This window comes from Nocardia sp. JCM 34519.1 (genome assembly GCF_020361265.1).
Taxonomy (GTDB): Bacteria; Actinomycetota; Actinomycetes; order Mycobacteriales; family Mycobacteriaceae; genus Nocardia; species Nocardia arthritidis_A.
Genome location: NZ_JAIRBR010000017.1, coordinates 85,710 through 107,868, shown reverse-complemented (window position 1 = coordinate 107,868; position 22,159 = coordinate 85,710). Strand labels below are relative to the sequence as shown.

At 66.8% G+C, this 22,159-nt stretch carries 17 protein-coding genes; 4 read left to right on the top strand and 13 right to left on the bottom strand.

The genetic code is table 11. The features are described from left to right. Positions 1-98: 98 nt before the first annotated feature. Both LGY53_RS32150 and LGY53_RS32145 read left to right on the top strand, forming a co-directional pair. Complete coding sequence (locus tag LGY53_RS32150; protein WP_225730450.1) at positions 99-1,337, top strand: DUF262 domain-containing protein; 1,239 nt, start codon at positions 99-101, stop codon at positions 1,335-1,337. Then, on the top strand, positions 1,334-2,809 hold the full coding sequence (locus LGY53_RS32145; RefSeq protein WP_225730449.1) for an AAA family ATPase: 1,476 nt from the start codon (positions 1,334-1,336) through the stop codon (positions 2,807-2,809). Before LGY53_RS32150 ends, LGY53_RS32145 begins: the two co-directional genes overlap by 4 nt. 773 nt (positions 2,810-3,582) lie before the next feature. Here LGY53_RS32145 and LGY53_RS32140 read toward each other — a convergent pair. The 8 genes from LGY53_RS32140 to LGY53_RS32105 form a co-directional block, all read right to left on the bottom strand. Beyond that, the gene (locus tag LGY53_RS32140; RefSeq protein WP_067579594.1) at positions 3,583-3,990 is read right to left on the bottom strand and encodes a PIN domain-containing protein; all 408 of its coding nucleotides are present in this window, start codon (positions 3,988-3,990) and stop codon (positions 3,583-3,585) included. Continuing rightward, positions 3,975-4,238 (bottom strand): type II toxin-antitoxin system Phd/YefM family antitoxin, encoded by a 264-nt coding sequence (locus LGY53_RS32135; protein WP_225730448.1) that lies wholly within the window; start codon positions 4,236-4,238, stop codon positions 3,975-3,977. Before LGY53_RS32135 ends, LGY53_RS32140 begins: the two co-directional genes overlap by 16 nt. Next, on the bottom strand, positions 4,235-5,557 hold the full coding sequence (locus LGY53_RS32130; RefSeq protein ID WP_225730447.1) for a TIGR02679 family protein: 1,323 nt from the start codon (positions 5,555-5,557) through the stop codon (positions 4,235-4,237). Before LGY53_RS32130 ends, LGY53_RS32135 begins: the two co-directional genes overlap by 4 nt. A 41-nt stretch (positions 5,558-5,598) precedes the next feature. Continuing rightward, positions 5,599-9,720 (bottom strand): TIGR02680 family protein, encoded by a 4,122-nt coding sequence (locus tag LGY53_RS32125; RefSeq protein WP_225730446.1) that lies wholly within the window; start codon positions 9,718-9,720, stop codon positions 5,599-5,601. Next, the gene (locus LGY53_RS32120) at positions 9,717-10,934 is read right to left on the bottom strand and encodes a TIGR02678 family protein (RefSeq protein ID WP_225730445.1); all 1,218 of its coding nucleotides are present in this window, start codon (positions 10,932-10,934) and stop codon (positions 9,717-9,719) included. Before LGY53_RS32120 ends, LGY53_RS32125 begins: the two co-directional genes overlap by 4 nt. After that, positions 10,934-12,505, bottom strand: coding sequence for a TIGR02677 family protein (locus LGY53_RS32115; protein WP_225730444.1), 1,572 nt, complete (start codon positions 12,503-12,505; stop codon positions 10,934-10,936). The genes LGY53_RS32120 and LGY53_RS32115 overlap by 1 nt, the downstream gene beginning before the upstream one ends. Positions 12,506-13,337: 832 nt before the next feature. Continuing rightward, positions 13,338-15,782 carry a WD40 repeat domain-containing protein gene (locus LGY53_RS32110; RefSeq protein WP_374111261.1) on the bottom strand — a complete coding sequence of 815 codons (2,445 nt, stop codon included), beginning with the start codon at positions 15,780-15,782 and terminating at the stop codon, positions 13,338-13,340. Between the two features lie 43 nt (positions 15,783-15,825). Then, complete coding sequence (locus LGY53_RS32105) at positions 15,826-16,998, bottom strand: NADH:flavin oxidoreductase (RefSeq protein ID WP_225730442.1); 1,173 nt, start codon at positions 16,996-16,998, stop codon at positions 15,826-15,828. Positions 16,999-17,087: 89 nt separating this feature from the next. On the opposite strand from LGY53_RS32105, the gene LGY53_RS32100 reads away from it, so the two are divergent. Beyond that, positions 17,088-17,855 (top strand): SDR family NAD(P)-dependent oxidoreductase, encoded by a 768-nt coding sequence (locus tag LGY53_RS32100; protein WP_225730441.1) that lies wholly within the window; start codon positions 17,088-17,090, stop codon positions 17,853-17,855. 10 nt (positions 17,856-17,865) lie between these two features. Here the strand turns inward: LGY53_RS32100 and LGY53_RS32095 are convergent, their stop codons facing one another. The 4 genes from LGY53_RS32095 to LGY53_RS32080 all read right to left on the bottom strand — a co-directional run bounded on the left by LGY53_RS32095 (position 17,866) and on the right by LGY53_RS32080 (position 20,754). Further along, positions 17,866-18,501 (bottom strand): cysteine hydrolase family protein, encoded by a 636-nt coding sequence (locus LGY53_RS32095; protein ID WP_225730440.1) that lies wholly within the window; start codon positions 18,499-18,501, stop codon positions 17,866-17,868. Between the two features lie 107 nt (positions 18,502-18,608). Then, complete coding sequence (locus LGY53_RS32090) at positions 18,609-19,463, bottom strand: acyl-CoA thioesterase II (RefSeq protein WP_225730439.1); 855 nt, start codon at positions 19,461-19,463, stop codon at positions 18,609-18,611. Then, positions 19,460-19,900, bottom strand: a complete 441-nt coding sequence (locus tag LGY53_RS32085) for a cupin domain-containing protein (protein ID WP_167471302.1) — start codon at positions 19,898-19,900, stop codon at positions 19,460-19,462. Before LGY53_RS32085 ends, LGY53_RS32090 begins: the two co-directional genes overlap by 4 nt. 14 nt (positions 19,901-19,914) lie before the next feature. Further along, a complete protein-coding gene (locus LGY53_RS32080; protein ID WP_225730438.1) occupies positions 19,915-20,754 on the bottom strand; it encodes a fumarylacetoacetate hydrolase family protein in 840 nt (279 codons plus the stop codon). Positions 20,755-20,865: 111 nt separating this feature from the next. On the opposite strand from LGY53_RS32080, the gene LGY53_RS32075 reads away from it, so the two are divergent. Beyond that, positions 20,866-21,264, top strand: coding sequence for a RidA family protein (locus LGY53_RS32075; protein ID WP_225730437.1), 399 nt, complete (start codon positions 20,866-20,868; stop codon positions 21,262-21,264). Here the strand turns inward: LGY53_RS32075 and LGY53_RS32070 are convergent. Next, positions 21,245-22,078 (bottom strand): PaaX family transcriptional regulator C-terminal domain-containing protein, encoded by an 834-nt coding sequence (locus LGY53_RS32070; RefSeq protein WP_225730436.1) that lies wholly within the window; start codon positions 22,076-22,078, stop codon positions 21,245-21,247. The two genes, LGY53_RS32075 and LGY53_RS32070, sit on opposite strands and share 20 nt — an antisense overlap. Positions 22,079-22,159: the final 81 nt, after the last annotated feature.

Below are 22,159 nucleotides of genomic sequence, written 5' to 3'. Positions count from 1 at the left end.
CTGGATGTCAGGCCTCGGCCGTATCGTGCACTCAGGCATGGACTTCGCGCGCCCACCAGGTCTGGACCCGGCTTAGACGCGAGAGGAGGTGAACTTGCATGAACCCGGCTCACGATCTGCGCACGTCGGCGACCCAGCCCACGGTCGCGAATGTGCGCGAAGTACTTGCCCAGCTCCGCGACGGACGGCTGCGCCAACCGTCTGAGCCGTCCAGCAGTGCGGAATGGACGGACCACCGCAAGCATGTACTCCTCGACTCCGTCCTGCGCGGTTGGCCAATCGGCACGCTACTCATCGTGCGCGAAAGGGACGGATCACGAGTCCTGCTGGACGGGCAGCGACGCCTCGCGGCGCTTGAGGAATTCGTACGTGGCGACCTACTGGTCGACGGCAGGCTCGCCCCACCCGCACGCGCATTGCGGGAATCGGATGGAAAGACGTACCACGCTTTGCCACAAGGGCTCCGTACAGCGGTCGATGAGTATCCGCTTGTGCTCCTGGAGCTTGATGAACTGCCTCCCGCCGAGTTGCGACACGCCGTGCTGCGGCTCAACGCTGACACCAGGCTTACTGAAGCCGGTCGCAAGCTCGTCGAATCAGGTTCGTTCGGGGAGCAAGTGCGAGCTCTCGTGGCCACGGCGGCCGATTGGGGGCTGGGGGAAGAGCGCATCGGCTTCGGGAACGTGGGTCAGGCTTACGAGGACGTGATCAGCAGAGTGTTGGTTGCCGTAGAAGCAAACAGCATCTTGGCGGCGGCTGTAGGCAGCGAGCAACTGAATCATCGGCTGTACTCAGGTGATGCAGTGGCTGATCAAACCCGAGATGAGGTGGCTGATGCTCTCAAGGAGCTGATGTCACTGCCTGCACTTGACTTGCCCGCTGTTCGGTTCACCAAACCGACCCTGCTGACCTGGACGCTGGTGATGGTCCGGGCTCGGCGTGCGTTCGGACCCGGTGTCGAACACCATCTGGGGTATCTCCTTGAATGGCTGGAGCCGGAACGCCGAAGGCGGGCCGCTGAGCTCGGGTCGGGAGTGACTCCGCCGCTGAGATCCGCATTTCGTGGGCTTCCGTGCGACGCATTGCTGGAGCGGTTCAATGAGGTGTCCGCTGTGGGTGCCCACAGTCCAGAGGCGACAGTCTTGCGGGATGCAATCGGCTGGCTGTTCCTCGTGGCGACGGGCGGCGCCCCTTCTCGTCGAGCCTCCCCAGTGCCGGACGTATTGCGCATGTATGTGGCACTGACCAATGCAAATGACGCGCCGTTCACGGAAGACAGGATCGACCAAGTTCTGTGGGAGGACGGGGTGCTGAAGTCCTGGGGGGAATGGAGTTGAGTCGGGACGCAGCGGATTACGAGGTGCTCCGCCAAGCCCAGATCAGGGATCAGTACCGCAAACTGGCCACGGGCCAAGTGCATTCACCGCTGCGTCGGGTCGAGATCGATGGTCACGCGCATCTCGGCTCGATCACCGCTGAAATGGCGCCGGGTGTCACCCTTCTGTGTGGGGTGAGTGGCGCGGGCAAGACTCAATTCCTACGAACGCTTGCACGTCATATGCGACAGCAACCGCCGTTGGACGGCGTGTCTCCTACCGCGGTGGTGAGGTTGACGGGCCAGGCACGGCACCGGAAGAGCGATCGCACAGGGTCGGCTTCAGGCGAGGTGGAACTCGCTGAGGTTAAAGCACCGTGTGTATTCATCGACACCGCACGGGAATGTTTCGATGTGTTGGCTCAGGTCAGCCGAATTCCTACTCACGAACTCGAAAGCGAGCGTGCCGCGGCCGAGAAGGCCCCCCGTAGCCCCTGGTTCGATCGTGCACTGGGCACCATAATGGGGCGTCCGTACGATCTTGCGACTCACCAGGAGTTGGACCGACGCGAACCCGCCACCGGTGAAACATCCACCTGGTTCTACTATGAACTCAGTCGTCACGGCAACACGTATGGGCCCGAACAGATGAGCCTGGGAGAGCTTGCCGCCTGCGTTATTTTGCGTGCCCTGCGTGGAGTGCCGCGCGGCAGTGTGGTACTTCTCGACGAACCCGAGAACTTTCTTTCTCCCCGCGCGCGTCAACGACTGCTCGATATCATCGTCGCACGCGCGGTCGAGATGGAGCTTTCCGTCGTGCTGGCCTCGCACTCGCCGGAGTTCGCCTATCTGCTGCCCAGCACTTCGCTGCGCACATTGGAGCGCGGCATCGGAGCAGTGCCACAAGCGACTATCTCGACGGGTACCATTCCTGCTCAGGTCGGTCGGATGCTCGGTATGGCTCCCCGGACTGAAGCCGTGTTACTGGTCGAGGACCGCTTCGCCCGGCTGATGCTTGAGGAACTGCTCCGCTACTGTCTGCCTGCGCTGGCCCCGCACTTGTGTGTGCAAGATGTGCGAGGCGCTGACACCGTCGTAACCATCGCACGTGCGCTCGGACCGAGCCGACCAGCCGTGTCATTTCTCGGCGTACTGGACGGGGACACACGCTCCGAGCCAGGTCGTCAGGGAGAGTGGCTAGAGTACTTGCCAGGCGATCAGGATCCCGAAGCCATCGTCATGCAGTTCCTTCAGGAACGTACGGGGGCGGCCTCAAGGGAACTCAGCGTCGTGGAGGACACCTTGAAGCACGCCCTGGAAGAGGCAAACGTCTGCAATATCCACGACCAACCTTCCATAGTCAGCGAACATACAGGCGTTGACGAGATACGGTTGATTTCCTTCGCAGTGCGAAAAATTCGCTCGGTACCGAACCTTCGCAAGGACACGGATCGTTTGATGGAACGAATTCGGACACTCGTTGTGGGCCTTTGAGATGAAAACAGGCTGACTCTCAACGGTTCAAAGTCGGCTATCTATTATTTTGTATCTTGACAGCATCGATCGAGTAGGTCATATTCGAACCACTCGAATACGTAATCGTGGCATGGATGCCGTGAGGAGGGGTTCAAGTCCCCCTTCGCCCACCACGTAAGCACGGAAACCTGGCAATCTTGCCGGGTTTTCGTGCTCGAGTGCTTTTTGGCCACCGAATCTCCGGCATGAATGCCGCATTCGTGTGTTCGAGTGTCTACCCGAACACGCGGTGTCGCTGCTTTCAATCTCTGTGTGGGTCTGATGCTTGCCTTCGGCCGACGGCTCAGGTCGAACCCCTGGCGAAGATCGTCGGCCGAAGCGATATGTGCGTAGTGGGTTGCCCAACTGGCTATCTGGAGATATCGCGCTACCGGCTCGCGGCGATACCTCGGTCGGTGCTGGGTGAGGCTGGGAGTAGTTGATGTACGCCTATCGATCCGAGCTCGAAAAATGAACCGCCACAATACTATTGGTGCAGCAAGTCGATGGTCCGACACCGTGGTCATCGAAGCCGGAACGGTGAAACGACAACTTCGTGCCGTTCAGTTCGTCATCCTGCGGATCACTTGTCGCGCACGACCTTTCGGTGAGAGGTGTCCTGCCTCGGGCTGACACGTTGCGGCGCCTGAGGCGGCCAGGGCGGAAGTCCTGGAGCCGTCGATGCGGAAGAACTTCGACGGGTGGGAAATTCGTTAGGGCACCTCCCTTGCGATAACGGACATCGGTGTACGTCACCTCCGATCAGGGGTGATCTCTACGACGCCGGGCAATTGCCCGAATTTGGCTTTGGCATCGAGTGAAACGACGGTTCGGCCGGTCTCGGCCGCGTGGGCCGCGATGATCAGGTCGTGTGCGCCACGTGGGGTGCCCGTGCGGCGTGCGTGGGCGATGAGTTGGGCGTGGTAGGCGGCCGTACGCTTGGTGTAATCCAGTACGTCGATGTCTGCCAAGAGCAGATCCAGTCTGCGCGATCGGGCGGCTGCCCGCTCTTGGGTCTCGGCGAGTTCGATACCTACGCGGAACTCCGCTACGGTCACTGCGGCCACGGCGAGCTCGTCGTCATCGAAGACGGTCCGGTCGATCTTCCCGCGCTCGTAAGCGATCAAGATGCCGGTGTCGAGGATCAGGCTTCGGCCCATGGGTCGCTCATTTCGTCTGAGACAAAGGACAGTCCATCGGTGATGTCGGACTCGTAGTCATTGTCGAACGGCGGTATCTCCGAGTTCTCCAGGGCGAGCCGCAGATCCCGGCCCGTTCGTTTGGGCGCGGGCGCGATCACGGCAACGGTGTGCCCGTGTCGCACGATGGTTATCGTTTCACCGTGCTCGGCGCGGTCGAGCACGGCGGAAAAGTTCCGCGATGCCTCGGCAGCTGTCATCGTACTCATGAATTCAGAATATCTGAATTACGAGGAGAGACGGTACGAAGGGCTAGCGGTGAGCCCGAACTGGCTGCGTCCGCTCGCCCGTGTCCAGCCCGGGTGGCGAGATCCTCGACTAGCTCGTCGAGCACGAGTTCTTCCTCGATGCGAACGCCGTGTCGACGCAGGGTCGGGGCCAGCTCAGTGTCCCAGACCGCGGCCGCCGGGCGTCCGGACAGTGTGCCGCCGGTGGCCCGCGGCAGCGCGTTCAGATAGTCGGCGGTGGTGAATCGCCAAGGCCGCCACGGTATGTGCCGCGTGAGTGAGTTGGCGATGCGGACGCCGCCCCAGTCGAAGTCACCGTGGTAGGCAAAATCCGCGCCGGCTTCGGAGAGCATCTCCAGCAGGTGCCGGGCGGCAGCGGAGGGCTGCCCGGACAAGCAGATCAGCGGCGGGCAAACCGATCCCAATCGGTCGGCGGCGGATGCAACAACGATCGGGTTCTCGCAGATCCGAACCAGCGCTGACCGGACGCCGAGGACCGCCGGTTCGATGCGGGTGAGCTGCCGCAGCGTGAGCACAACGGGTTCGCTCGCGGTGCGCGCCAGCGCCAGGATCTGACCCATGGCCGAGTCAGTTCCGCCGGGCAGGCCCAAGGCCAGCACTGTCGAGGACAATTCGTCGCGGTGCACGCCTACTGCGGCCCATGCTGCCCGCCTTTCCAGCGCCGACCCCGACCCCGCCGGTGCTGACCCGGCCAGGGCTCGGGCAGCCGATATGGCCAGCGTAGCGAGCGGCCGACCGTCATCGAGCGCATGCGCCTTTCCGGTGGCGTCGGCGGCAAGCCTGCCGAGCGCGACGTCTTTGGCGGGCAGTCGATCGACCACTCGCGCCAAGCCGGCGCACAGTTCATGCGCCGCGATTGCGTCGGCGGCGCAGCGGCGCAGCAGGCCGGTACTGTCCAGCCATTCGCGCCAGTCCCGCAACTCGGGTCGGCGCTCGATGAGCTCGTCGAGCGGAGCCTGAGCCAGCACCCATTCCCGGGCCTCGGCGGCCGACCGCTCGGACTGGTTCACCACCACCCCAACCAGCACTCGGACCGCGCCCGCCAGCCCGTCCGGCGCCGCGCCGCTGCCTCGTAGCACGGCGTCCACCTCGTCCAGCGATACCGTCAACGATCCACCGGTACGTCCGCGCCGGCCGAGTAGTCGCTCGACGGCACGGCGTTGTTCCAGGCTCGCTTCGGCCAGGGTGGTGCTACCGGTGACCGGTTCTCCCCGTTCCAGCCTGCGTCGCACCCGATTCACCAGCCACGCCAACTCATCACCGCCGAGTAGCCGCCGCACCCGCTCGGGATCGCCTGTCTCGGCGGAACTCTCGACGCCGCTCAGAACAACCCGCCAGCGGGCTCGGCGTGGGATGGGGCGGATACCGGCAGCCGCGAGATCGGCCGCGTCACAGCGACGCGCTCCCTGCCGTCCCAGCACCACGGCGTGACCAGCACCGCGTCTATCCCGTCCCGGCGTGACAACTGCGCGATGGCCAAGCCGGGAACCTGTGGGTAGCAACCCCATTCGCGCTCACTGGTCATCACGACGTCGAGGTCGAAGGCGGCGAGCAGGCCCAGGCATTTGGCCCGCGAGTCGTCGTCCACACCGGCGAAGGCCTCGTCGAGCGCGACCAGTCGTGGCGCCTGCGGGTTCCCCGCGGAGCTGTAGAACGAGGAGGCCGCGGCGAACAGCGGGACCGAAGTGACGAGCGCCCGTTCGCCACCGGATGCCGGGCCGGCCGCAGGCCGCCACTGACCGTCCTGATATCGCTGGATGCCGAATTCGTGCCAGGACCGGTAATCCAGCGCTCGGGTGAGCTGTTCGGTCCAGCCACCGCCGGTGGTGTCGTCGCTGTGCTCGCGGTTGATTTGCTCCTGCAGAAACGCGCCGACGAGCGCACGGTCCGCGGTGCTCCACGCGTCGGCGGTCTGTCGCAGCAGCCGCTCACGCACCCGTTCCAGCCCTTCCGGCGCCCCGCGCACCGTGCGCCATTGCAGGCGCAGCCGCATACCGGTCGAGGTGGGTCGCGCCTCCAGGTCGGCATTGATAGACCGCACCTGGTCCTCGGCGCCGGAGATCAGTTCCTGCAGCAGCCCGGCCACCTCGTTGACCAGATGGTTCTCCAGGATCTCGCGTTCCTTGGCGGACAGCAGTGTGGCGCGGTGCTCGGTTTCGGCCGTCAGTGCGTCCACCAGACCCGGCACGTCCTGCTGGCGGCCCTGGAACCGCACATCCACCACGATGATGCCGTCTCGGACGGTGAGACCCACCGAATGACCCTGCCGGGAGAGCGTGTCGGTGAGCAGTTTGTGCTCGGCGGAAACCCGCTGCTGTATCAGCTCCCAAGGCCGTTCTCCCGCATCGAGGTCGGCGAGTTCGGCATCGATCGCGCGGGCCAGCGTCACCGCCGGGGTCGGAGCCCAGTCGGCGGTCACATCCGGGACTGTCAGGTCGGGCAGCGCGGTGGCGAGCAGGCCGGTGGCGGCGAAGGCCCGCAGTTCGGCGATTGTCCGCTCCCGGTCGGTCGTCACCTCATCGAGTTGTGCCGACAGCGTTTCGCGCTGCCCTTCGGCACGCCCGCGGTCGCCGACGGCACGTTGCTCGGCGGCCAGCGCGGCGTCGATGCCTTTCTCGCTGGCGGCGATCTCGGTCTCGACCGCGGCCAGCTCACGGAACAGTTCGTCGACGGCTGTGCCGGCGGTCTCGACGAGCGTGCGGTGCCGCTCGGCCGCACCGTCCGCTTCCATGCGGGCTTGCCCGGCCGCGTCAACAGCCTCGTCGCGTCGGTCGGTGGCCAGCTCGCGCTCGTGCTCGGCGTCGCGTACCGCGTCCTGTGCTCGCGCATCGGCGCGGGCCGCCGGCCACAGCCCAGCCAGCGCCACCCGATAGTCACCGAGTGCGGTCCGGACCTCCGCCAACGCCGACCGATCTGCGGGGAGATGCACGTCCTGCGCGAATTCCGTTGCCGCGGACAATACTTCGCGAGCCTGTGTCGCACGGCGAGAGTATTCGGCGGCGGCCTCGGCGTGCTTGTCGTCCAGCAGTTGCCGGGCTCGGTGCTCTGCGGTCACCCGGCTGTGCGCATCCCGCAGGGCGGTATCGGCCGGGTGGCGCCGCTGTTCGGCGAAGATCGCCTCCTGGCGGTCGGCCAGCTCAATGGCCGTGGCGGCCAATGTCTCCAGCCGAGCCTCGACCTGTTGGAGCTCGGCGTTCAGTCGTTCCAGCCGGGCTCGCCGCGCGGTCTCCCGCGCTCCCTCCCCGATATACGCCGCCGCGGCCTTGTGCCAGGAACCCCGCAGCACGCCGATCCGGAAGCTGCCGTCGGTGTCCACCCAGGTGGTGGCGCTGTCGCGCCCGAAACCGATGGCGCCCAACGCCGCGATGACCGCGGGCTCATCCAGCGCCGCGGCCTGCGGGTCGGCGCGATCAATGGCAGGGGTCAGCACGGCCGTGAGCCCGCCATCCGGAGCTGCGGTATCCGGTGCGATCAGTACGTCGTCGGTGGCACCGTCGCGCAGGGTGCCATCCGGATCCAGCCAGGCGTCGAGGATACCCGCGGCCTGCACCGCGGCCTCCAAACCTGCCCGCTGCTCATCGGATACCGTGGCGGTGAAGTCGACGACCTTCCACAGTGGGGCCCCGGGCCGAGTCCGGCGGGCAGCTTCATCCCGGGTAGGCGGCGCGGGCGGCGCATCGTGGCCGCCCTGTTCCAGTCGCGCGATTTCCTCGACCAGTTCGTCGCGCTCGGCTGCGGCGGCCGCGGTCGCCGCCTCCACACCCTGCTGTTCCCGGGCGACCGCGGCGGTGGCCAGTCGCACCGCCTCGGCCACCGCGGTGGCGGCCGGGTTCGGACCGTCGAGCGTGTCGACCCAGGCATCGAGGGCTGCCTGAACCGTGTCGAGGTCCGCGACTCGCACATAGCGCGCGTCACGAAGGTATTCGGTGAACTCGGCCACAAGGGCAGCACCGGCGGCCGTGACGTCTTGCTCGGCCTCCAAGATTCGCTCGACGGCCTGCTGCAGTTCGCCGGTGATCCGATCCATCTCGTCGTGGGCACGTTGTGCGGCCCGGTCCGCGGTGTCCGCGGCGTCCAGCAGCTTCGCCAGCGTGGTCAACGCGGTGTGAGTCGCATCGACAAGCTGGTCGCCTGCTCGTTGCGCCGCCAGGTAAGGCTCGGAATCCGTCGCCAACACCTCGAGGATCTCGGTGTGGCCCGCGGAAAGCCCGGCCGAAGCCGCGGCCCGCGCCGCGCCGTCGGTGGCCCGGCGGTAAGCGTCGGCGTCGGCGTCGGCCATCCCGCGCGCGGATGCGAGCTGACTTTCCCTGCGCTGCAGCGTATTTACGGCATTCGCGAGATCGCGCTCCCGATCGGCCGCCAGCGTGCCGAGCCGCTCGGCGTCCAGCTTCGCCTGGTTCAATGCCTTGGCGTCGCGCATCTCGGGGCTGTCGTGCAAAGCATCGCGCCGCGCGGACAGCGTTGTCCGGTGTTGCCCGGCCGCCTCTCGCTCCGCCACCGCAGCGGCCACCGCGGCCTCAGCCCGAGCAAACGCCGACTGCGCTTCGGCCAGTTCGCTGTTCAGCTTTTCGTAGCGACTGTGCGCCTTGCGCGGCGGTTCGGCGCGCCGCTTCGCCGCGATTCGTGCATACCTGCGGTAGTGGCCCAAGAACGCCTCGCCTGCTGTCTTCGCCTCGGCCAGACCCCGCAGCGCCTCGCGTTCCTCGTCGAGGCCGCGGAACGCCTCGGCTACCGTGGTGATCAGCACCGGATCCAGCGGTGGCAGTGCCTCGGTGAGCGCCCGCGACAGCAGCTTCTCGTCCGGCTTCTTCGACAACTGCGGCTGCCGCAGTTGAATCAGCAGATTGACCAGGGCCTCGTAGCGGTGCTGCCCCAGCCCGAACAGCGCCTCGTCGACGGCGCGGCGATAGTCGGAGGCCGTGTCGTAGACCCCGTTACCGCCGAGTGCGTCCTTGAGCTTCTCCCGGGTCAGCGCCACCTTCGTCGGGCCGACCAGGGACAACTCTCCCACGGCGCCCCGATGGCCGACGCGCTGCTCGGTCACGAAGAACCAGTGCCGGGCGATGCCGCGCCCGGCGACCGCCTTGAGCCCGCAGCCGATGGTCCGGTATTCGGGTGTTCCGTCGGAAGTCAGCCGGCCGAACTCGAGCCATGTGTAACCGAGCCGCTCGGTGTGTGGATGTTTGCCGCCCAGCAGCAGATTCCATTCCATCCGCTTGTTGCGGTCACCGTCAGGTTCCACCCGGTGCGCGGCCAGCTCGCCGTCGAGCAGAAACGGCAGCGTCAACGCCAGCACCTTCGATTTGCCGGTGCCGTTGTTGCCGCGCAGCAGCAGGCGGCCGTCGTGAAAGTGGAACTCCTCGACGTCGTAGTAGAACAGGTCCACGAGCCCGGCCCGCAGTGGCTGCCAGCGCTGCCGGGCCGGTGTGGGAAGGTCGCTCATCGCGGCCGTACCTTTCGTGTCGTGCGGCGTATCCGTGGCTCGCTGCCATCGCGAATCACCGCTTCCTGCACGGAATATCGGGCGATCGCGGGCAGCGCGCGCACAGCTTCCGGCGGCGAGTCCGCAACCAGCCGCAGCGCCCGCAACTTGGTCAGGGCGATCTCGAGCAGTTCGGCGTCCGCGCCGGGCTCGGTCACGCCGCGGCGCCAGTACGAGGTGTGCTCACGCGCGAGTACACGCACGTGGGCACGCAGGGCGTCGATCGAAACCGGCTCACCGACCCGCCCGGACAGATACTCCGCTATCAGCAGTGTGACGTGGCCGTCGGTGCGCTGCTCCGGCATGCGCACGTCGGTCAGGTCGTCGTCGGGATCGACCATCGCGATGCCTTCGGCGCGCATCTCGGCAACCAGACCGGTCGCATCCTCGATGCGGCGGGTGATGGCGACACGCTGATTGATCAGATAGGCCCGCTCGTCGTCGGTCAGGTCGTCGTAATAGAGCACCGGATCGTCCAGCAGCCGACGGGTCAGCTGATGGCGCAGCGTGCGGCGGCGCAAATCCTCTGTGTCGGGCATCGATTCGGTCGACAGTGCCTTCAACCGCTGCTCGAACCCGCCCTCCGTAACCGTTGATGGTCCGCGGCCTGTGGTGAGCAGCGCTGCCAGCACCCGGCGGCGGACGTCGTACAGCACGTCGCCGGTGTCGCTGAGGTAGGAGTCCTCCTCGCCGGCAACCCGCTCCAACGCGCCCCAAGCCAGCAGCAGTCGTACCACGGCCACCAGGTCGGTCCGTTCGTCCCGGCGGCTCAGTGTGAATTCCACACCAGCCGCGGATAATTCCGGTTCGCCAGCGGCAACCAGCACACCCTCCGCCAGACGGCCCAGGGTGATCTGCGTGTCGGCTCGCTCCAGCACGGCGAGCGCCAGGCACAGCAGCACGTAACGTCGACGACCGAAGGGCGCCTTGCCCTTTCCCTCCTGCGCGGGACGCGTGGCGTCGTCAGTGGTGGCGGAGACCTTGAACAGCCGCGCCGATTCGGCATCCACCACGAGCCGCCAACCGGTCTCGGCACCGAACCAATCTCGCAGATGCGCGGCATGCCGGCGGACCAGACGCAGCGCGTCCTCGTCCGCACCGACCGTCAGCAGCGGTTTGGTCAGTAGTGCTCGCATTGCCCGGCGGCGCTGGGTAGCTTCCTCCTGCGGATCCATCAGGCCCCCACCAGTGCGGCACCTACGAGATCGATGATCTCGATGACGTGTTCCGGGCCGCGCAGAACCCCATCCTCGGTGGGAATCTCGACAACCGGCGCGTCGGCAACCGAGGTCAGCCGGATCAGCAGCGTGCCGTCGCTGGTGGTGGTCTCTACCTCGGTGGCGCCGGGCTGCCGCGCCGACAGCGCATCGCCTAGCAGACCCAGGAACAGCCGGAAAACGCGGGTGTCCAGCACATCGACTTGGGACAGCAGGACTGGGCCGCCGGTGGACAGCCTGGCTCGAGCGGCTGTGACCTCCCGCTGTTCGCGGGTGGCATGCTCCTCGAGCATCCGGCGGGCCTCATCGCGGTCGGCGACCCGGGCCGGTTGGCCGCGCCGCTCATAGGTGCCGGTACGCCGCAGTTGCGGGCTGATCTCTACGCCCGGCGCCTCGGCCCACGGGGTGCTGGGCGGTGGCTCCACCTGCTGCCACTGTTGCACCGTCTCCACCGTCACGGTCAGGTGCCGGGCGGGGGTCAGACCGAAGGCGGCGCGCCACAGCCGGTGCGCCGCAGCGTCGTCGGGCGCCTCGGCGAACCACTGGGCCAGCGCTCGGAAATCGGCGGACCGGTCGGAGCGGCCGGAGCGCCGCTCGTTCAGCGTGGCGACAGTGTCGATCAGTTGAGTGATCGCAGTGACCGCCGCCGAGCGCAGCAGGCGGGCCTGCGATGGGTGGCGCGGGTCGGTCGAGACAAACCATTCGCGCAGGCCACGCCACCGGTTGTGCCACATGGTGAGCGTGTCGGAGAGTGCCGCTTCGTATGCGGCCCAGCCCTGGTCCGCGGTATCGGGCAGGTCCGGCATCGCATCTCGGGCCTCGCGTTCCACCGCCAGCCGGAGTAGACGCTCCACCTCATCGGGAGTCAGACCCTCCAGCAGCGCCGCGATTTCCGCGCCCCGGTTGGCGAGGTCGGCGATGAACCGGTTGATGTAGTCGATCAGCCGCTGCTTATAGGCCACGAACGCCTCGACGTCACCGTCGGAGAAGTCGATCACCCGGCGCAGCGAGGCCATGAAGGCCTGGGCATTGTCGGCCAGCCCCGAAAACCGTTCCACCAGACCGAGCAGCAGCAGATGCACCTTGGCCGGGTCGCTATCGGCCACCTCTGCGCGCGCCAGCGCCACCAACGCGCGCAACTGATTCGCGATGTCCTCCAGCGCCACCGACTGCAGCGCACCCCGGCGGCCCAGTGCCGCGTCGTAGACGGCCAGCGCCTCCTCGGCCGCCTGCCCCGCGACAGTTAGCTGGTAAAGATATCGGGCCCGATGGAAGTCGGCCACCGTGGTGACCCGGCCGGTATCCGGATCAGACCGCAGGTTTCCCCACCCGACCAGCTGCTCCAACGCGGCCGACACTGTCTCCGGCGTACTCGGACGACCCAGCTCAGCCGCCACATCCTCCGGCCGCATGTGCACGATGAACCGATCCCGCGCCCGCGCGAAGGTGACCAGCACATCCCGATAGAGTTCCGCGTTGGGGGCGCTCAGATGGGCGAATGGCTGTACGGTCGGTTGGTCGGCATTCACGGGCACCATTGTGCCGAACCGCACCGACCGCCCGACTGTGATCGGTGCGCCAACCTTGCGTACGGAAACACCCCAGATCGGGACGGGGTGCGCCGAGCGACCCGGACCATCCACGTGAGGTTACGAATCGATCCACGTGACCGCTTGACATGATCCATGCGGGCACGCCATATTCGAGCTACTCGAATACACGATCGTGGCACGGTTGCCGTCCGTGAGGTGCTCGAATCCCCCTTCGCTGTTTTCGATCATCGTCATTCTTTGTGGGGGCCAAGCCCCCACGCCCCCGGCCGGGGGCTTGCCCCCGGACCCCCGATTCGGGTGGTCGCCTTGTGTTGTGGTGTTGCGTAGCAAGGTGATTGGTTTTTCGCTTCACTTGCTAGGCAAGCTCTTTGTCTTGTCCGGTGGGCTTCGTCGCCTGGGGCTTCTCATGGGTGTGGATTGGTTGGGGAGTGGGCTAGAGCACAAGTGGGCTCTTTTGTGGGCTTCAGTGCCTTTTGTGGCTTCGGTCTGGCTGGTCGGATTCCCTTCCTTGTAATCACTTTCGCGTCGTAATCACTTTCGCGTCGAAATCTCTTGCTTCGGGGACGAAGCCCGGGAGGGTGGTTCGGCGATGAAGGGGCGTTCGAGGGGTGGCGGTAGGCGACGGTGAAGGGTTGGTCGCCGAGATGGGTTGTGGGGCGGTCTCTTTCGGTGGCGGTGGTTGTGTGGCGCGGATCGGTGAGGGGTCGCCAGGGTATGGCGGCCGTATGGCTGACCGGTGCTCTGGCCGGTTTGCTGTCTCTGGAACGGGTTGTTTTTGCGAGGCGGTTTCCTGACCGGCGAATTCTGCCTAGCAGGGTGGGGTGTAAGGGAGTTCTGGGATGTAGTGGTGCCAGAGGTCGGGGGTTAGGGCGTTTTGGGTGGTGGCGCAGATTCGTTGGGTGGCGGATTGTGGGGTGTCCGTTGACAATTCGATGGTGCGGTCTTGGCCTGTGCTGGCTAGGGTGTGGCCGTCGGGGCTGTAGGCGGCGCTGAGGATGTGGGCGGTGTGGCCTGCGGATAGGGGTTGGCCTTGGGCGGTGGCGTGGGCGGGGTCGGTGGTGTTCCAGAGGCGGATTTTCTGGTCGTTGCCGACGCTGGCGAGCAGATGGCCGTCGGGGCTGAAGCCGATCCAGTGGACGAGGTCGGCGGCTCCGGCGACGGTGGCGAGCGGGGTGGGGTGTGCGGGATTGCCGATGTTCCACAGCTGGATTGTGTTGGGGGCGCTGTCGATTGCCAGTATCGGTGCGGTCGGGCTGAAGGCCACTGCCTCGACGGAATCGTCCTGCCCGCCGGGGATTGTCGCCCGGAGTTGGGGATTGTCCGGGTTTTCGACGTCCCACAGGCGGGCTGTGTGGTCGCGGGCGGTGGTGGCGAGTAGGTGGCTGTCGGGGCTGAAGGCGACTCCCGCGACGGTTGCGGTGTGGTCGGTCGGGAGGGGGCCTCGCGGGCCCGGGCTGGTTGGATTCTGAACATTCCATAGGCGTGCGGTGTGGTCTTTGCTGACGCTGGCCAGTGTGCGTCCGTCGGGGCTGTAGGCGAGTGCGTCGACCACGTCGGTGTGGCCGGTGAGTGGGTGCGGCAGATTCCACAGGCGCACGGTGTGGTCCTCGCTGGCGCTGGCGAGGGTGTTCCCGTCCGGCAGGAAGGCCACCGAGGTGATCATTCCGGTGTGCCCGACGAGGGGCGGACCGAGTGCTGCCGGATGGGTCGGATCCGAGACGTTCCAGAGCCGGATGACGTTTTCCGCGCCACCGGTCGCCAGGATGTGGTCGTCGGGACTGAACGCCACCGTCAGAAGGGTGCCCGAGAGTCCGGTGAGCGGGGGAGTGGCCTCGACGGTGTGCGCTGGGTCGTGCACGTCCCAGAGCCGCACGGTGTTGTCGTCGCCGACGCTGGCGAGGGTGCGTCCGTCGTGGCTGAACGCGACCGCGTAGACGACGGCGTTGTGGTCGGTCAGCGGTTCGGTCCACAGGGTTGGGCGTTGTGGATCGGTGACGTTCCACAGTCGGATCGTGTGATCGTGACCGGCGCTGGCGACCGTACTTCCGTCGGGGCTGATCGCGGCCGATGCGACGGAATCGGTATGGCCGATCAGCGGGGGGCCGAGCGGCGCCGGCCGCGCCGGGTCGGATACGTCCCAGAGTTGCAGGGTGTGGTCATAGCTGGCGGTGACCAGTTTTCGGCCGTCGCCGCTGAAGGCCACCGAGAAGACATAGCCGTGGTGACCGGTCAGCGGCGGCGCCCACGGCACGGGGCGCGCTGGGTCGGTCACATTCCACAGCCGGGCCGTTTCATCGCGGCTCGCGCTGGCGAGCGTATGCCCATCGGGACTGAATGCGAGCCAATAAACCCAGCTGGTGTGCCCGGTGAGCGGTGGGCCGAGTGCGCGGGGCTGCCCGGGGTGGGATACGTCCCACAGTCGGATCGTGTTGTCACCGGCGCCGGTGGCCATCGTGTGACCGTCCGGGCTGAAGGCGACGGCGTACACCGCATCGGTGTGCGCCGTTATCGCCGTGGACAATGCGACGTTCTGGGTATCGATCAGTGCCGTGGCCGTGTCGGCGGTGGGATTCAATTGGCGGGCAACCAAATCGAGCTGCGCGGCCAAGGCGGAGTCATGTCCCTTTATCTGATTGGCCTCGGCGAGCACCTGCCCGGATACGGCGCGGTCGCGTTGCGCCTGGGCGGTCGAACGTTGTTGGAAGGCAACGACCGCCGCACCGGATGCGACCACGGCCAGGACCGTCAGCAGGACGATCGCGGTGCGGCGGAGCTGGACACGGTGCTGTTCCTGTCGCGTCGACACGGCGAGGAATTCGCGGACGTGTTCGCCGAGGAGCATGTCGTCGCCGTGGTTGCGGACCCATTCGGTGGCGGCGGTGAGACGGCTGCCTCGATACAGGATGCCAGGGTCGCGATCGTCATGGATCCACGCGCCCGCCGCCTCCAACAGTTGGTGGTGGGTGCGCAAACCGGCACGGTCGCCATCTAGCCAGCCGCGCAGTCGCGGCCACGCCTGAAGCAGCGCCTCATGGGTGATTTCGACCGAACCGGCATCGAGGGTGAGCAGCCGGGCTCGGGCGAGCGCCTCGATGAGCGGGCCCGCCTCCGCGGGTAGTGCGCTCCTGGCCATTCTGCGTTTGGTGTCCTCGGTCCCGTCGCCCAGCGCGACCAGTCTCAGCAATGTGGCGCGCAGGAGACGTTGCTGCTCCGGCGACATTCCGCTGTAGATCGTCTCCGCGGTCTGTGCCAGCGAGTGCTGGGTGCGGTGCTGTGTCGTCTGCCGGGTTGACCCGTCAGGTCAGCACGCAGTGGGTGCCGGTGTAGATGGTCGGCATGCAGCGGTTGCAGTGCGTACACGGAGAGATTGAAAGTTCTTGCGCCCGTAGGCGATTGACCAGGTTGGGGTCGTAGAGCAGGGCTCGGCCCATGGCCACGAAGTCGAAGCCTTCGGCCATGGCGGTTTCGATGGCGGCGCGGGATGCTATGCCGCCCAACAGGATCAGCGGGATGGTGAGGTCGCCGCGGAAGCGGCGAGCCTGGTCCAGGAGATAGGTCTCGTGGAAGGGGTAGGCGCGGAAGAAGCGGTGGCCGATCAGTTGGATGCCGAGGCGTTGGGGCTGGCCGAATCGGTCGGCGAATTCCCGTAGCGGGACCTCGCCGCGGAAGAGGTACATGGGGTTGCGCAGGGAGCTGCCCGCGGTGAGCTCGAGGGCGTCCAGGTTGCCGTCTTCGGCCAACCAGCCTGCGACGGTCCGGCTTTCGTCGACGGTGAGGCCGCCGCGCGCGCCGTCGTCCATATTGAATTTGGCGAGTATCGCGAGTTCGTCGCCGACCTCGGTGCGCACGGCGTCGGCGACCTGCCTGGCCAGGCGGGCGCGGTTGGGCAGTGCACCGCCGTACTCGTCGGCGCGCTTGTTGAGGGCGGGGCTGAGGAAGGCGCTGACGAAGTAGTTGTGGCCGAAGTGCAGTTCGACCGCGTCGAATCCGGCCTGGACGGCGAGCCGGGCGGCGGTGGCGTGCGCGGCGATCACCCGGCGGATATCGGCGCGGGTGGCCGATCGGGTGATGCGCAGGCTGAGTGGGCTGAGCTGCCGGGTGGGCGCGAGGGCGGGCAGCCGGTTGGATGCGGCGTTGGCCACCGGGCCCGCATGTCCCAATTGCGCCGAGATGGCGGCGCCCTCGGCGTGGACGGCATCGGTCAGGCGGCGCAGACCGGGCAGGGCCTCGGGACGCATCCAGAGCTGATGACGATCGGTTCGGCCCTCGGGTGCGACCGCGCAGTAGGCGACGGTGCTGAGGGCGGCGCCGCCCGCCGCGACGGCGCGGTGGAATTCGATGAGCTCGTCGGTGACCAGCGCGTCCGGCGTGCGGCCCTCGAAGGTCGCGGCCTTGATGATGCGGTTGCGCAGCCGCACCGGCCCGAGCATGGCGGGGCGGAATGCGTCACGCGTCGCGGCTTCCGGCATTCATCCACGGTAGAACATGTGTCAGTTTGATGGCTAGAACCTGGCTGAAGTGGGTTGACCAGCCATCGAAACCTGTTCTAATTTTTGGCATGCGCAGATATGAGGGCCGCCGAGTCGTCGTCACGGGAGCCGGATCCGGCATCGGCCAGGGCATCGCCCTGCGCCTGCTGGACGAGGGGGCGCAGCTGGTCGCTGCGGATATCGACGAGGCGGGCCTGGCGGCGACCGCAGAGAAGGCGGGCGAGGCCGCCGAGCGGCTGCGGACGGTGCCGGTGAATATCGCCGATCCGGCGTCGGTTCGGGCCGCCGTCGATGCGGCGCTCGAATTCCTCGGCGGCATGGACGTTTTGGTGAACGCGGCGGGCATCCTGCGCCCGGCGCGCACCCACGAGATGCCGCTGGACGCCTGGAATCAGGTGCTCGCGGTGAACCTCACCGGAACCTTCCTGATGACCCAGGCCGCGCTGCCGTCACTGCTGGACACCGGACACGGCGTGGTGGTGAACCTGTCGTCCACCGCGGCCTTCAGCGCCGCGCCGTACCTGGCCGCCTACGCGGCGTCGAAGGGCGGCGTCAACGCCTTCACCCACGCGATCGCCCTCGAATACGCCAAACAGGGTTTGCGCGCGGTGAATATCGTGCCCGGGGGCATCATCAGCGGTATCACCACGAAATCGATCCTCGACCAGCCGACGGATTTCGACCCGAAGCTGTTCTCCCGGATGACCGGCTGGCTCAACGGCGGCATGCTCGGAAATCCGGAAGATATCGCGGGAGTCGTGGCGATGGTGGCCTCCGAGGACGGCCGCTACCTGACCGGAACGGAGATCCGCATCGATGGCGGCATGCTGATGTGAGCACCGGAATTCATTGCGGCAGCGCCTTTTCGAATTCCGCCGCGGTCAGCACTGATGAGGTGGACTGCGCCATCACGACCAGCGAGGCCCGGTGCACCTCCTCGGCCTTCATCGCGCCGTAGCCGAGGTCCGCGTGATCGTAGGTGGCGGTCACATCGGCGAGCACGACGGTGTCGTAATTGCGGAACATGGCATCGCGCGCCGTCGCATGGACGCAGTCCTCGATGGTGACGCCGGTGAACACCACGGTGCGGATACCGCGCCCGCGCAGGATCAGATCCAGATCGGTGCCGTAGAAGGCGCTGTAGCGGTGCTTCTTGATCAGCTGATCGCCGGGTTCGCGCGCGATACTCGACGCGATCTCGACGCCGGGTGTGCCGTCGATGAGCGCGGACCGGTCGGCGATCATCGGATAGAGCTTGGCGAAGATGCCCATATCGGTGCCGTCGGCGCGGTGCACATGCGCGGTGAAGATCACCGGGATGCCTCGGTCCCGGCAGAGCGCGATGACGTTGTTCAGGCGCGGGATCATCGCGCGGCCGAGCGGTGTCTCCAATGCGGCGCCCGGCGTCAGGAAATCGTTCTGCATGTCGATGACCAGCAGCGCGGTCGAGGACGGATCAATGGTCTCGATGCGGTATGGCATCCCGGGGTACCTCCGTAGCATTCGGTTGTGCCACAGGAGATTCGAGCTGCGGCTGGTGGGGACGGTAGCGGACCGCGCCGCCCGTCGGGCGGCACGGTCCATATTTTTCATGCGGCGGGCAGCCGCACCAATCCCTCCTGGGCGACGCTGGCCAGCAAGACGCCTTCTCGGGAGAAGATAGATGCGCGGGTCAACGCCAAACCTCCACCGGCGACCGGACTTTCCTGTACCAGTGCGATCCATTCGTCGACCCGTCCGTCGGCGTACCACCACATGGCGTGGTCGAGGCTCGCGGTGACGACGCCGTCGTCGGCCCATGCCGCGCCGTGATACCGCAGCACGGGCTCGAGCAGCGTGTAGTCGCACAGGTAGGCCAGCGCGGCGCGGTGCAGGTTCGGATCATCGGGTAGTCGGTCATATGCCTTGAGCCATACGGTTTGTCGGCGCACCCGCTCGCCGCCCGCGTCGACGTACACCGCGGGCGGTGTGTGCCGGATGTCGAAATTCCGTTCCGCGGACCAGTATTCGGCATCCCGCGCGGTGGATCCACGCAATGCATCCCCTGCGGTGGGAAGAGTCTCCGGATCCGGCAGCCCGGCGGGGAGCTCGTCCTGGTGGGTGACGCCGTGCTCCGGCACATGGAATGAGGCAGTGCCGCGGAATATCTCCCGGCCCAGCTGCCGTCCGGTCACCGCGCGCACCGAGAAGCCGCGGCCGTCGCGCACCCGCTCGACCGTCCACTCGCTCGGCTCGTTGACGTCGCCCGCCCGCAGGAAGTAGCCGTGGAAGGAGTGGATCGTGCGGTCCGGATCCACCGTATTCAGCGCGGCGGTGACGGCCTGCGCCACCACCTCGCCGCCGTAGGCCCGGCCGGACGGGATGACCTGGTGGGTCGCGCCGAAGACGTCGGTGCCGGTGACGCTCAGGGTGAGCGCGTCGATCATGGCCTTACTGTTGGTCATGCGCGGCGGTACCCCTGGAGGATGGCGTCGTCCACATCGGGCAGGTTGACGACGATATTGTCGGGTGTGCGGGTGGTGAGCCACACGAGCTCGTGCTCGGTGCTCATATTCACCTCGATATGCGGCATATACGGCGGCACGAAGACGAAATCGCCCTCGCTCATATCGAGGAACTCCTGGTAGTTCTCGCCGAAGTAGATGCGCGCGACGCCGGACAGCACATAGCCGCCGGTCTCGGCCTCGCCGTGATGGTGCGGCAGCGAGCGGTAGCCGGGCTCATTGGACACCTTGCCGAACCAGATCTTGGTGGCGGGGGTGTGCTGGATGCTCACCCCGGAAATGCGGACGGCGCCGCCGGATTGGGCCGTGTCCTGATATTCCTGCCCGTGGCGGGTGACGACCGGTACGACGGCGGCCGAGGTGGACGGGTTCGTCATCGGATGTTCCTTCCTCAGTTTTTGATGCGAATTCGGTTGCGCTGCTGTCCGATTCCCTCGATGGCGGTTTCCACGACATCGCCGTCGGCCAGGAAGACCGGCGGTTGCGCGCCCGCGCCGACACCGCCGGGGGTTCCGGTCAGCACCACGTCGCCGGGACGCAGCGCGGTGAAGGCGGTGATATAGGACAGCAGGGCCGCCGAATCGAACAGCAGGTCGTCGGTCGAACCGTGTTGTCGCCGAACGCCGTTCACATGGCAGCTGATCAGATGTGCGGCCCCGGGATCGAATTCGTCGGCGGTGACCAGCAGTGGGCCGAGCGGTGTCGTCGAGTCGAAGGCCTTGCCCTGCAACCACTGCAGGGTTCGGCGCTGCCATGAGCGCACCGAGAAGTCGTTGGCCACCGTGTATCCGGCGATCGCCGCCGCGGCCTGCTGCCGATCCGCGTGAAAGATCGGCGCGCCGACCACAACCGCGAGTTCGGCCTCCCAATCCAGATCTTCGGCATAGGCGGTGACCGTGATGTCGTCGTTCGGGCCGGTGAGGGTGTCGGCGAATTTCGTGAACAGGGTGGGGTATTCCGGTTCCGCGCGGCCCATTTCGGCGATATGCGCCCGGAAGTTCTGGCCGCAGCAGATGATTTTGCGTGGGTCGACCACCACCGGCGCGTAGTCGGCCGTCGCCGGATCGGTGGTGCGGCCCGCGGCGCGGACGGTGTCCAGCACCCGCTCGCGCCAGCCGTCGGTCCGCAATAGGGCGCCGACATCGGCGGCGGGGAGGTGGATCAGTCGGTCGGCATCCAGTATCGCGGCGCAGGTGCCGCCGTCATCGAGCCGAAGGGTACAAAGGCGCACGAGGCGGCTCCTTGTGGTCTCGATACTTCGAATCAGCGATATCGTGTTGCGCTGACGATCATGACTGTAGCACCATATTTACACGGATTCGACCGACAGCGAGGACCGCAGGTGACCATCAGCCGCATTAATCCACCGTCCCTGGCCAAGCCGTCCGGGTTCGCGCACGCGACGCGTGCGGGCAATGTCATCCACCTGGCCGGGCAGACGGCGCTGACGCCGGACGGGGCGATCGTCGACGGCGGAATCGTCCCGCAATTCCGGCAGGCGCTGAGCAATGTGCTCACCGCGCTGGCGGCGGCGGGCGGGCGGCCGTCGGACCTGGCGAGCGTCACCATCTACCTGCTCGATATCCGCGACTACCAGGCGCACGGCCGCGAGATCGGCGCGATCTGGCGCGAGCTCGCCGGCACCGACTACCCGGCGATGGCGGGTATCGGGGTGAGCGCGCTCTGGCAGCCGGAGGCGCTCATCGAGATTCAGGGCGTCGCTATCGTCGCCGATGAATGACCTCGACCGCATGCTCGCGGGCGGGGCCGGACAGCGCCTCGTTGAGATCGTTGAACAGTTGCTCGGCCGTCACACCGTGCCAGCCCGGCGGTAGCAGCGAAAGCGGAAGGCCCGGATCGAGATAGGGCAGCCGCCGCCATTCCGTCAGCATCGGCACATAAATGGCGAACGCCTTGTCCGGCGGCACGGTCCGGCCGCCGAACTCCGCGAGCGCGGGCCGGTGGCGCTGCACGAAATCCGCGTACTGCAGCGTCAATTCCTCCAGATCCCACCACCGGCGCACCTTCGCGCGCAGATCGCCGAAGGCGAGGTGGTGGCCGTCGAACATCTCCACATAGGCCGAAAGCCCGCGCCGCTCCAGCATTTCCCGCGCCTCGCGGGCCAATTGGCCCGGCGCGATCCACACTCCGGGCGCGACGGTCCCGAAACCCAAGCGGGTCAACGCGGTTCGCAGCGTATGCCGCTTGTCGCGCTCCGATTCCGGAACCGAGAAGACCAGGATGATCCAGCCGTCCTCGGCGGTACCGCGCCTGCGGTGGAAGATCCGGGTGTCGCCCTCGGTGATCACATCGAGCGCCGACTGCGAAAGCGCGTAGCCGACCGCGCCCTCGTGCCGCTCGCTGCGCAGCACGTCGCGGCGCTTGAGCCGGGATACCGACGAACGGACCGCCGGTCCGTCGATACCGAGATCGGCCATCAGCCGGACCAGGCCGGCCACCGGGAGCCAGTTGTTCTCCGCCCTGGCGTACAGCCCGAACAGCGTGACTATCAGCTCCCGCGGCTGCGGCTCCGCGCCGTCGATGGTGACCGTCATGCGAACACCATAGGTGGTCGTGACCTCGGATCCCGAGCTGGCCGGGCGATTCGGAACATTGTTCATATCGCCTATTCACTT